Raw genomic sequence first — 12769 nt, forward strand, 5'->3', positions numbered from 1 at the left:
ATAGAGGCAGCTATAGTTCGACACGTATCCTAGAGAATGGAACCTTCTTATACTTCACAAGAAGGGCAACTGGCTGGCATATCTATACACATAGACGTAGCCCCTATAGCTTTGCGCCCTACCCTTTCGAGTAGTTTGCCGATTATTCAATTTTTTACATTTTCATTTTATCACAACAACTATGAAAAAAGAAGCAGGTATTTGTGACCAAAAAAGCAATTTTTCCTATCGTCAATATACGAGATAAAAATTTACCTTTTTATCCAAAATTTTTTTACATTTTTTTGAACAATCATTTTGTGCTATTTTTCACAAAAATAGCACATGTTACATTAAATTTGCATAGACCAAAAAATCCCTTTTTGTTTTAAGGAGGACTCGTCATGAAAGCTGCAGTTGTAGAGCAATTTAAAGAACCGCTACAAATTAAAGAAGTGGAAAAACCAACGATTTCATATGGCGAAGTGTTAGTACGCATCAAAGCGTGTGGAGTATGTCATACAGACTTGCATGCCGCGCATGGCGACTGGCCTGTGAAACCTAAACTGCCCCTCATTCCTGGACATGAAGGTGTCGGTGTAATTGAAGAAGTAGGTCCTGGGGTAACACATTTAAAAGTTGGAGATCGCGTAGGTATCCCTTGGCTTTATTCGGCGTGCGGTCATTGTGACTATTGCTTAAGCGGACAAGAAACATTATGCGAACGTCAACAAAACGCTGGCTATTCCGTTGATGGTGGTTATGCTGAATATTGCCGTGCTGCAGCCGATTATGTCGTAAAAATTCCTGATAACTTATCGTTTGAAGAAGCCGCTCCAATCTTTTGCGCTGGTGTAACAACATATAAAGCGCTCAAAGTAACAGGCGCAAAACCAGGTGAATGGGTAGCGATTTACGGTATCGGCGGGCTTGGACACGTCGCTGTTCAATATGCAAAAGCAATGGGATTAAACGTCGTCGCTGTCGATTTAGGCGATGAAAAACTTGAATTAGCTAAACAGCTTGGTGCTGATCTTTTCGTTAATCCAAAACTTGAAGATGCAGCGCAATGGATGAAAGAGAAAATTGGCGGTGTGCATGCGGCTGTCGTGACAGCTGTATCAAAAGCAGCGTTTGAATCGGCCTACAAAGCTATTCGTCGTGGTGGCGCTTGCGTACTTGTCGGATTGCCACCTGAAGAAATGCCTATTCCAATTTTTGATACTGTGTTAAATGGAGTAAGAATTATTGGTTCCATCGTTGGTACGCGCAAAGATTTACAAGAGGCACTTCAATTTGCGGCAGAAGGAAAAGTAAAAACAATTGTCGAAGTGCAACCACTTGAAAACATTAACGACGTATTCGATCGTATGTTAAAAGGGCAAATTAACGGCCGCGTCGTGTTAAAAGTAGATTAAAAAGAAGGCGTCTATGAGCGCCTTCTTATTTGATTTCAACAGAAAATACTTGATGGTCATGAAGGTCTTCCTTAATGACATGCACGCGAAACTGATAAATTCCTGAAGATGCGAATGAAACTTCAGCAACATACGTTCCATTTCCTTGTTCATTCATTGTAACATATGTATGTTTCTTATCTTCTCCCTTCCAATATTCCATCGTTACTTGCCCTTCCGTTAACGGTTTTTCATCGTATACCATTTGCACCTGAAACGTCGTACGTTCATTTTGTTTTGCTTCTTTTGGCGAAAATGTCATATACACACGATGTTCGTGTGTATGCGAATGATTGGATTGCTTTCGTGCTTGGGTTGTTGCTCCTTGCTTTTGCTCTACACGAACTTCATTTTTTTCCATACGATGCGAATTATTCGCCGTCACATGATATGTAACAACATACACTCCATCAGCCGCAAACGTTTTCTCAGCAACATATAAACCGTTTCCTTTGTGTCGCGCAGTGATCATCTCGTCATGTTCTTCCCCTTTTCGTCTAATTTCAAATTGGACATCACTCGCATGTTCAATCGGTTTTTCTCCATCTGTAACGACAACTTGAAGCGTCGTCGGCTCATTAACATAAATCACTTTAGGGTTTGTTTGAAATACGACCTCGATTTGCTTAGGCGGTTCTTTTTCGTTTTTTGGTGCATCTTGTGGTGACGTACAGCCACTAAAAATGAACATAAGCGAAATAACTATCCATGCTAATTTCTTCATTTTTTCCCTCCATTCCACTTCATGCACAATTCATTATAACAAACAGAAAAAAATAGCCCAAGCATTTGCCTAGGCTATTTTTTCGTTGTGTTGATTCGAAATGGTACATAAAGCGGGCAAAATCTTATAAATGCCGTAGCAATCAGAACAACTCCTAAAATGCCAACATATTTGATATTTCCTTCGAGGAAAAATAATCCTAATAACGCAACACCTAATATGAAACGAATCATGCGATCAACTGAACCAACATTGGCTTTCATTTTCTTTTCCTCCCCTCACCTTTCTATCTTTATCATAGAGGAAAAAAGCGAATCGCTCCGTGATAAAATCACATTGTCGCAAATTTGTCACATAGTCTCTCTTTGTCCACAATTTTTATTTTCCCACGCGCGAGTTGAACGTATCCTTCTCGCTCGAGCTGTTTTAAAATGCGGCTGACAACTTCACGCGCTGTTCCAAGCTCGATCGCAATATGTTCATGCGTCATCTCGATCATATTTGTTTTATTTATCTTGCATCTGTCAAGCAAAAATTCAATGAGACGCTTATCCATTTTTTCAAATACAATATGCTCAATCATTTGCATCATCGCCATAAACCGATTCATCATCATATCATAAACAAACGTTTGTAGCTGTGTGTTTGTTGCCATCATCGTCGTAAACGTATCCTTTGGAACAATTATCGCTTCCGCATCTTCTTCCACAATTGCAGTCGCTGGAAAAGGCGAATGCGACAATACGCTTGAAATGGTCAACACGCACGACTCCCCTCGACAAACACGATATAAATTGACTTCTTTTCCGTTTTCTCCAATTTTTGCTACTCGGATGACGCCAGAAACGATGAATGCTACATGTTCACACATATCCCCCTCCCGAAAAACAACGGTTCCTTTCGGGAGCTTTACGTTTATGTATAAGTTATCGTACAAAAATGGAAACAATATTTCTCCCCTCTCCTTTCTTAATAATATTACAACGTATCAACCGCCCTTTCCATAAGAAAAGGGACGGTTTTTTTACTTAACATACTGATCGCTTCCTGGCAAATCATCAAACCATGTGGCATCATCTGGACAATCAAGAACAAAAAACTTTCCATGATGTCCATATCGACTTTGATGGTATTTTAAATATGCCTTTTTATTCTCAATCGCCAATATTTCAATTTTTCCTGAAGCATGGCTCATGACCAGTTTTACTCGTTTTCCTAGTCCTGATGTTTTTGCCTTTGCTTCTTCAACAATGCGATACACCTCATGTAATGGAAGCACAAACGATTTATTTCCTGCCACAGGACGATTAACAAAAAAGTAATACGGTGTGACCCCCATCCATGACAGTTCATCTAAAAGATGCGCCAACACATCAGGATCATCGTTAATTCCTTTTAAAACAGGGGTTTGATTCACAATGATCGCTCCAGCATCATGCAATGCTTCAAATGCCTTTTTCGCCTCTTTTGTTAATTCCCGTGGATGGTCGACATGCGCCATCACATATATGCGTTTGTTAATAGTTGAAAATTTTCGGATCGTACGTAGCAGTTCTTCATCTTCATAAATTCGCATCGGATGAAATAGAGGCATCTTCGTGCCGATACGAATAATTTGGATGTGTTCGATGTTTCGGAGAGATTCAATAATAGTGGTAAGTTTTCTCGTAGAAAGCGCAAGTGGGTCCCCTCCGGTAAGAAGTACGTTGTTAATTTGCGGCGTTTTTTCAATATAATCTATACCTTCACGAACATCGAGTAACGCCTCCTTCACATCATCGCGAAATAACCGTTTCCGAAAACAGTAACGACAATACGCTCCACATACTTCGGAAACGAGCAATAACGCTGTTGTTGCGTATTTATGTTGACAACCCGGTACAACATAGTTACTTTTCTCATCTGAAGCATCCCATGTTCCATATTCATCTAATTCTTCTGCCATCGGTATAACAATACGACGAATCGGATCATGCGGATCGGACCAGTCAATTAAACTTAAATAATAGTCATTTATCCGAAACACGTACGTTTGAGCAACTTTTTTTAGTGCCTCCTTTTCACCTTCCGAAAGTTGAGAAAGACGGTCGATGTTTGTTATATACTTTGGTTTATACATATCATCCTTCATCGTCATCCTCCTCTTCATATCCCATGACGTCTAACACATTTTCTTGCTTAAACTGCAACAACATTTCTTCTTTAATCACATTTCGTAATACACTATTCACACTACGGTTCACTTTTAATAAATCATCGATGACATGTTCCTTCATTTTTCGCCGTTGTAATGCCTCCAGAGCAAATTGAATTTTCTCTCCTTCTGCATTTAAAATGTGGGCTAAACTTAGCTCTTCTAAAGCGATTGACATAAGTAATAAATCAAACGCATCATCTCGATCAACATGAATTTCCGGTTTAATATGTGGGACATTTGGAAAGCCCATCGCTTTCCCCTCCTTTTCTCGCACTTACTTTCATCGTATGACTCATATCTCTTTTTGTTTCAACAAATGACTTGCCTAAACAATAAAATGGCAACAAACATATGTTGTAAAGAAAACAACGAAATAGGAGTGAAAAAGATGATTGTAAAGTTAAAAAAACAATCGTACGTGCCTACAAATGTTTGTTATTTATCAAAACGAATATATGAGCAACTCAATTTACAGCCAACAACGATGTATCACATCGCATTTGGACAAACGAGCGAGCGAGCATATATTCATCCAACCGATGACGATGCATTTATTATTCATCATGCGCTTTTTCCTCATTGTTCGATAGAATACAAACTTCACATATGGAAAACAAATGATACGTTGCACGTTGGCCCAGTGATCGGAGTGTTTTTAAACACCGACTACATTGCTGATTTTTCTACTGACTATGTCGAACCGTTTATCCACAATCACGCAATCGCAAGCGAACACTCGCATTGTTTAAGTTATTTTTTCAGCATCTTTGATATCAATTGGAATAAACAGATCATTGACGGCTATGTATACGTGAACGGTCAATTCGAACGACGATCATTTCCTTTCCCTCATATCATGTACGATCGCGGTGCGTCATTTCAGCCAGAACAAAAACCTCTCGTTCAACATATCCGCACAGTAATGCGCAGCAATCCTAACATCAAGTTTATTAATGAGCTTGATTATTTGGGAAAATGGGAAGTGTATGAACGTTTACGCGACATCCCGACCGTTCGCCACCACTTACCAGAGACGATCAAATATAAAACATTTACAGACGTATTAACAATGATCGATCAACACAACTACGTATTCGTTAAATCATTTTATGGCAGCCGCGCGAGAGAAGTCATGTCAATTAAGAGAAAAAAACATATGTTCGAAGTGATGTTTGTTAAAAACGATGAGCTAATGATTGAACAAATGGACATCGAACAGTTAAAAGACGATGTACAATCATTTACGAAACATAAACCTTTTGTTGTGCAGCAAGGCGTTTCGCTTATGACATTTCAACAACGATCATTCGATATTCGTATACTTATGTTAAAAAATGGAGAAGGGCGATGGGAACCGATTTACGACCTTATTAACCTAGCAGAACAACATGCATCTATTACAACCTTGATCGACAATCACGAATATGATTTCAAAACGATTTACCCATCACTTTGTGAAACGTATCATACCGTTCCGTCCGTTGCACAATTGCATATGTTTGCTGAACATGTTTGCGAAGCGATTGAAAAAAAGTTCGGACATTTTGCTGAAATTGGTTTAGATGTAGGAATTGATGAGACAGGACATATGTGGCTTATTGAGGCGAATTCGAAGCCCGAAAAGTACCCCGGTCCAGGTCTTCCTTTGTACGCAGAGTATCCTCCCTGCTCTTTTACGACAACGATCGACTATGCAACATATATCGCTATGCCACAAAAACAACAATGGACTGTTACTTTAAAACAAGGAAGCCATCGCCATATCACAATACCAAAACATATGCACGAAAAGTTAATGAATTCCGAGCATACGCATGTAAAAGTCGGCGCATTTTCTTTTATAGGAAAATGTGAAATAAACGATTTTACCGATATCGTTGAACTCCCTGCATATGTATTTGAACAGTTTGACGGGCTACTCGATATGGAAACGAATATAGAAATCAAAGGCAATACAATTCATCTCGGACCTGTCGTAGCGATGTTTATTAGCAACGGACAAATTCGAAAACTAAAACGACAACAACCGAAATTTCGCCAAGTGGAATACGTACACGCCAATAAAAAAGCGAAAACGATTCTCTACTTTTTCTCCGTTTACGATGTCAACTTCATTCATCAAAAAATTTACGGAACATTTTTCCATGAACAAGAAAAGACATGGAAACAGCGGGCATTCCCGCTCCCTGACGTATTATACGATCGCGGCGGTGGCGTTTTACAAAAACAAATAGTGCAATCAGACTACATTCGCCAACAACTGCAAGCGGTCAAAGGTATAAAAAAAATCAACCCACAACATTATTTTGACAAGTGGGACACACATAAAAAGCTGCAAAAAATAATAGACATGCAACCGTATGTACCAAAAGCGATGATTTATAAAGATATAAAAACCGTTCAACATATGTTTGAATTATGCGACACCCTTTATTTAAAAGACTGTCACGGCAGCAACGGACGAGGTGTCGTTCGCATTGTGAAACATGATAAACAACATTTCACATATAGCTATGTGAAAGACCGCCAGTTATATGAAACAAGTGTCGAAAATTGGGATACACTTCATGAAGCACTTGCTGCCTTTTTTCAACATAAAAAAATTATCGTCCAACAAGCAATTGATGTCATCACATGGAACGAAAGAAATATCGACTTGCGCGCTACCGTGCAACGAACACCAAACGGAAACCTCGATATTACATCATATCCCGTTCGCGTTGGCGGCCACCGCTCCCCGATTACTAGTTCACAAACCGGATCGGAAATTTACCGTTTCGAATATTTCTTCAAAACATACTTTCACTACACCGACGAACAAATCGAAACATGGAAACGAACAATAGACGAATTTTTACTTATGTGCTACAAAAGCATTGAGCGCGTATACGGAACGTTTGGTGAAATCGGCATCGACTTTGCAATCGATAAACAAGGAAAACTATGGTTTATCGAATGTAATGCAAAGCCTGGATACGATTGTATGTATAAGTCCTATGATCGCGAAACAATTGAACGAACGTTTTTCAATCCACTCGCATACGCGAAACATATCGCGGGATTTTAAAAAAGCTCAAGCGCCACTTGAGCTTTTTTACGTCCCACAAAACGTCCGATACGGTCGATCAGACGGTGCAGGGGGCTTGGCGTATTCTTCTTGCTCTTTCGTGTACGCATAAGGAGCGGAAAGTACATAAAGTAACTGTTCCATGACCGTATTGTCCCCATACTCGACCGCCGCCGCAAGCGCTTCTTCCACGCGGTAGTTGCGCGGAATAATCGCAGGGTTATTTTGACGCATCCGTTCGTACACTTCTTCTTTTGTCATATCTTGACGGGCGATTCTTTTTTGCCAACGTGTATACCAGTCGCAAAGCTCTTTTTCGCAAAAATGCCATTCATCTAATGTCAACGCCCGAAACGTATTCGTATAATCGGCGCGATAGGTGTACATCAAATGAAGTAACTCCCCAATAAGCTTTTTATCTTCCGCTTCTTCCGTACAAAGCCCAAGTTTTGCACGCATCCCTTGTAGCCAATACGTTTCATACAGCGTTGGAAATTGGGCGATCGCTTCTTGCGCAAGTTCGATGGCTTTTTCTTCTTCGTCATGTAAAAGCGGTAGTAAACTTTCTGCAAAGCGGGCGATGTTCCATCCAGCGATATATGGCTGATTGCCGTATGCATACCGCCCTTGCGTATCAATCGAACTAAACACCGTCTTCGGATCGTACACGTCCATAAATGCGCACGGTCCGTAATCAATTGTCTCGCCGCTAATCGTCATATTATCGGTGTTCATTACCCCATGAACAAATCCAACCAATTGCCATTTCGCCACAAGCGCTGCCTGCTTTTTCATCACTTCTTCAAGTAAAAAAAGATAGCGGTTGGATGCATGTTCACCGTTCGGGTAATGGCGCTTTATCGCATAATCGGCTAATTGTTGCAATTCTTCTTTTGATAAAAAACGAGCCGCATATTGAAACGTCCCGACACGCAAATGACTCGCTGCCACGCGCGTCAAAATCGCTTCCGGAAGTTCTGTTTCTCGAATCACAACTTCCTCTGTCGTCACGACCGCTAAACTACGCGTCGTCGGAATACGAAGCGCATGCATTGCCTCGCTAATGATATACTCACGAAGCATCGGCCCAAGCGCTGCCCGACCGTCCCCACCGCGCGAATACGGCGTCCGCCCCGAACCTTTCAGCTGAATATCGACTCGCTCTCCGTTTGGCGTCACGTGCTCCCCAAGCAAAATAGCGCGCCCATCGCCAAGCATATTAAAATACCCGAACTGATGCCCCGCATACGCCTGCGCCAAAGGCTCTGCTCCTTCAGGCACACGATTTCCAGCAAACACCGCCACCCCTTCTTCACTCGCCAACGCCTCTGCATTCAGCCCAAGCTCCTCCGCAAGCGAACGATTGAGCACAACAAGCTTTGGGTCACTAACAGGCGTCGGATGAAGCCTTGTAAAAAACCGCTCAGACAAACGAGCATAGCTATTGTCAAAATTCCAATTTGCGTTCAACGTGCTACCTCCCTTATAAAACGTTCAAATGATGGTTGTATGTATTAGTATATCCTATTTTCTTTCATAGTGCTTTGTGGGTGAATTGTCATGGTGAATGTCATTGGGCTCATTTTGTTTGCACAATTCAACAATAAAAAATGGAAACCGAGGCATGTGACAAAACGAGAATGAAAAGAAGATATAGAATGTTCCACTGTAATCATGTCATTTCAGCGATGGAAATGCTACACATATCATGGTAAAATTTTATAAAAAATGTGTTAGGTGGTTTTATTTCATGGACAAAAGTTTTTTTGAGGAACTGCAACTTCTTACAAAACAATATCCTGATACAAGTGTTATACAACGTCTATCACCGAAAGACTACATTGAGGTTCTCGTTATTCATTCCGCTAAACAGCTCGCTCACAAACTAAAAAGTTTGGCAAAAGAGAACCGTTTTGATGAAATTATGCAACTAACTCAGCACATTTCTACATTAGTATCAGACAAAGAAGATTCTTTTTCTTTGCCGCTCTCCATGATTACATACACATACGGACAACGAGAAATACCAATTATAGAGGACTTTTTCCTATCTCGATTGCATTTACTATATAACGACAAACATACAATGAAAAACTTTTTTAAAACATTAAAATATGAAATGCTGACAGCTGACTCTGTCGATTTTATGGTTAGCTTTATCCGTATGTCAGGGTTGCAATTATTGATTCGTCCATTACTTATGCTTGAAAAAGAACGTATTCCTGTACGCATCATCACATCGACTTATCTAGGTATTACAGAACCAAAAGCGCTTGAAAAACTCATGCAATTTTCGAACGTACAAGTAAAAATGATTGATACACAACAACAATCTTTTCATACGAAAGCGTACATGTTCCATCGACGTTCAGGATTAAATACAGTAATCATTGGCTCGTCAAACATTTCACACTCAGCCCTCATGAACGGACATGAACTAAATGTAAAGCTACCAGATACAAGCTTTTTACCAATTTATGAGCATACAAAAGAAATTTTCGAGAAAATATGGAATCATACAGATGCTATTTCTCTTGATCATGCGTTTATCCAAAAATACGAACAACAAACAATAAGAAAAGAAAACAAACCTTTAGCTGCTGAGTCGAAAGGAGAATATATCGTTACATCAAGTGTGACACCAAATGATATGCAAAAAAAAGCATTAAAAAACCTTGAACACACAAGAAAAAGTGGTAACACAAAAGGAGTCATTATCGCTGCTACTGGAACTGGGAAAACATATTTAGCCGCTTTTGACGTAAAAGCATATGATCCAAAAAAGCTTTTATTTATCGCTCATCGTGAAGAATTGTTAGATAAGGCAATTGAAACATTTAAACATGTGATAGGAAATGACCATCTATTTGGTAAAATAACAGGAACCGTGAAACAATTCGATAAACCGTATTTATTTAGTACCGTTCAATCGCTCTCTAAAGACGAAACGTTGCAACAGTTTAAGGAAAACGAATTTGACTATATCATTATCGATGAATTTCATCACGCCGAGGCACCTACGTATCAAAAAGTGATCCGTTATTTTCAGCCGAAATTTTTGCTCGGCTTAACAGCAACACCGGAAAGAATGGACGGCAGAGACGTTTTAGCAATTTGTGACCATAACGTTGTATATGAAATCCGTTTAAGAGAGGCGCTAGACGCACAGTTGCTTGCACCATTTCACTACTTTGGTATTTCAGATCATACGGTAGACTATAGTCAGATTCCATTAAAAAACGGCATGTTTGATGAAGCATTGCTTGTGAAAGCTTTAAAAACAAACGAACGAACAGATTTTATTATTGAAATGATTCGCACGTATGGTTATGACGGCGATCGTATCGTTGGGCTCGCTTTTTGTGTAAATATCGAGCATGCAAAATATATGAGCGAACAATTTAATAAACGCGGATATTGCACAACATATTTAACTGGTGAACATAGCGTGGAATATCGTGAACAGATCATAAAGAGACTAGAAAATCCGGACGATCCACTTGAACTCATTTTCACCGTTAACATTTTTAACGAAGGAATTGATATCCCGAGTTTAAATCTTTTATTATTTTTAAGACCTACCGAATCATCGACTGTATTTATTCAACAATTAGGAAGAGGACTAAGAAAAGTAGAAGGAAAAGAGTTTGTGACGGTTTTGGACTTTGTAGGAAATTATCAAAAATCGTTTATGATTCCGCTCGCTCTATCTGGGCAACTGAACGACAAGGCGTTCGATAAAGATTCCCTCCGTGTTGCGATTACACACGAATTTGCCGATCTACCAGGTGGCGCATATGTCGATTTAGACCCAGTAACGCAAAGGGAAATTTTAGATCGCATTGACTCCATTAAAATGAACTCGACAGATATGTTAAAAATGCTATATCAACAATTTAAAAATGAGCTTGGGCGCTCACCAGAAATATTAGATTTTTTATATTACGAGCAATCGCCAAGCTTAACGTTTTTCATATATAAGTATCGTTCATGGGTCAAAACAAAAGAAAAAATGAATGATATAAACGAGCTTGACCAAATGATTTTACAGCACCCATTGATGTGTGAGTGCGTTGAACGGCTAGAAAATCAACTTCCGATTAAGTGGCCTTACGACTTCGTTATTTTGCAATTAGCTTTATTACAAAAAGTTGTGTCTTGTGAAGATGTCATAAAACAACTTGCCAAAAAGTTTGCCGTAGATGTGCAGTTAGAAAAACATGAGAAGATGATTATGCAATCGATGGACCGCCTCGCATCGACATATAAAAAACAAAAATGGTCGTTTGGACAACGAAATGGTCACCAGTTCATCTTGAATAGCGACATTCTTACTCTAACAGAGAATACGCAGTTCTTCAATTACATCAAAGACCGTATCGACTATGGACTTATTGAATTTAGGAGAACGTATCGTCCTGAAAAGTTTTTAGTTAAAGGAGAAAAGCTTACTCTTTATCAAAACTATACGCGAAACGATTTAATTTTCTTATTTGAAGCAGGAGTAAAAGAAGGATCGTGGCGAGAAGGAGTAAGTAAAGTTAGAAATCATTATTTACTGTTCGTTAATTTAAATAAGTCAGAAAGAGTAGAAGAACATTTACATTACAAAGATTATTTTCTCGATCAAAAACATTTTCATTGGCAAAGCCAAAATCAAACGTCTCATAACTCTTCGGTCGGACAAAATTTTATTCGTCATAAAGAGCTTGGAATCCATATTCATCTATTTGTTCGAAAATTTGAGGAAATGCACGGAATGACATTGCCTTTTACTTATCTCGGTGAAGTCGATTATGTATCGAGCTACGGTGATAAACCAATGAGCATCACATGGCGTCTACATCATCCCGTGCCGGAAGATTTATATATTGACTTGATTCGCTAATAAAGCTTCTACAGTCGGAATATCAGCGGGTGCCCATTCGAGAGATTTTAAATCTCCGAGTGGGACCCATCTTAATTCAGCATGTTCTTTCGCCTTCGGTTCTCCCTCAATAATTGTCGCTCTATATGTGAGTAAATGGACAATGACTTGAGGATATTCATAATGCACTTCTTCAATTTTTTCATGTACTTCAATCGTACATCCTAATTCCTCATAAATTTCTCTTACTAACGTTTCTTCTTCTTTTTCCCCTTCTTCAATTTTTCCACCCGGAAATTCCCAAAGTTTAGGAAGTGTCATCGTATCCGACCGAAGTGCACACAACACACAATTTTTATTATCAAATATCACTGCCCCTACGACACGAACCGTTTTTTTCATTAACATTCCCCTCTATCTTCATTTTTTGTGAATACTTTCATTCTACAAAAAAGCTGCCCTTTTTTCTATGCTCGTC

10 protein-coding genes and 1 riboswitch are annotated in these 12769 nt (G+C 39.4%); of the genes, 3 read left to right on the forward strand and 7 right to left on the reverse strand.

Features of this window, described 5'->3' with window-relative positions; all coding sequences use genetic code 11:
* Positions 1 to 61 precede the first annotated feature (61 nt).
* Positions 62 to 150: riboswitch (cyclic di-GMP riboswitch) on the reverse strand.
* A gap of 233 nt (positions 151 to 383) precedes the next feature.
* Positions 384 to 1397, forward strand: coding sequence for an alcohol dehydrogenase AdhP (adhP, locus tag HNR43_RS07795; RefSeq protein WP_183242754.1), 1014 nt, complete (start codon positions 384 to 386; stop codon positions 1395 to 1397).
* Between the two features lie 25 nt (positions 1398 to 1422).
* Here the strand turns inward: adhP and HNR43_RS07800 are convergent, their stop codons facing one another.
* The 5 genes from HNR43_RS07800 to HNR43_RS07820 all read right to left on the reverse strand — a co-directional run bounded on the left by HNR43_RS07800 (position 1423) and on the right by HNR43_RS07820 (position 4607).
* Positions 1423 to 2160, reverse strand: coding sequence for a FixH family protein (locus HNR43_RS07800; RefSeq protein WP_183242756.1), 738 nt, complete (start codon positions 2158 to 2160; stop codon positions 1423 to 1425).
* 74 nt (positions 2161 to 2234) lie between these two features.
* The gene (locus tag HNR43_RS07805) at positions 2235 to 2423 is read right to left on the reverse strand and encodes a YgaP family membrane protein (RefSeq protein WP_183242758.1); all 189 of its coding nucleotides are present in this window, start codon (positions 2421 to 2423) and stop codon (positions 2235 to 2237) included.
* A 68-nt stretch (positions 2424 to 2491) separates the two neighbouring features.
* Complete coding sequence (locus HNR43_RS07810) at positions 2492 to 3109, reverse strand: Crp/Fnr family transcriptional regulator (protein ID WP_183242760.1); 618 nt, start codon at positions 3107 to 3109, stop codon at positions 2492 to 2494.
* A gap of 75 nt (positions 3110 to 3184) precedes the next feature.
* Positions 3185 to 4279, reverse strand: coding sequence for a KamA family radical SAM protein (locus HNR43_RS07815; protein WP_183242946.1), 1095 nt, complete (start codon positions 4277 to 4279; stop codon positions 3185 to 3187).
* 1 nt (position 4280) lies between these two features.
* Positions 4281 to 4607: an alpha-helical endospore appendage domain-containing protein gene (locus HNR43_RS07820; RefSeq protein WP_055441798.1), complete on the reverse strand. Its 327-nt coding sequence runs from the start codon at positions 4605 to 4607 to the stop codon at positions 4281 to 4283.
* Positions 4608 to 4745: 138 nt separating this feature from the next.
* Between HNR43_RS07820 and HNR43_RS07825 the strand changes: the two genes are divergently transcribed.
* Positions 4746 to 7424: a YheC/YheD family endospore coat-associated protein gene (locus tag HNR43_RS07825; protein ID WP_183242762.1), complete on the forward strand. Its 2679-nt coding sequence runs from the start codon at positions 4746 to 4748 to the stop codon at positions 7422 to 7424.
* Positions 7425 to 7451: 27 nt separating this feature from the next.
* Here the strand turns inward: HNR43_RS07825 and HNR43_RS07830 are convergent, their stop codons facing one another.
* Positions 7452 to 8894, reverse strand: coding sequence for a protein adenylyltransferase SelO (locus tag HNR43_RS07830; RefSeq protein WP_183242763.1), 1443 nt, complete (start codon positions 8892 to 8894; stop codon positions 7452 to 7454).
* Positions 8895 to 9174: 280 nt separating this feature from the next.
* Between HNR43_RS07830 and HNR43_RS07835 the strand changes: the two genes are divergently transcribed.
* Positions 9175 to 12312: a DUF3427 domain-containing protein gene (locus tag HNR43_RS07835; protein ID WP_183242765.1), complete on the forward strand. Its 3138-nt coding sequence runs from the start codon at positions 9175 to 9177 to the stop codon at positions 12310 to 12312.
* Here the strand turns inward: HNR43_RS07835 and HNR43_RS07840 are convergent.
* Entirely contained in the window at positions 12289 to 12693 is a 405-nt protein-coding gene (locus tag HNR43_RS07840) for a (deoxy)nucleoside triphosphate pyrophosphohydrolase (protein WP_183242767.1), read from the reverse strand. The genes HNR43_RS07835 and HNR43_RS07840 overlap by 24 nt on opposite strands.
* Positions 12694 to 12769: the final 76 nt, after the last annotated feature.

This window comes from Anoxybacillus mongoliensis, from assembly GCF_014201515.1.
Lineage (GTDB): Bacteria > Bacillota > Bacilli > Bacillales > Anoxybacillaceae > Anoxybacillus > Anoxybacillus mongoliensis.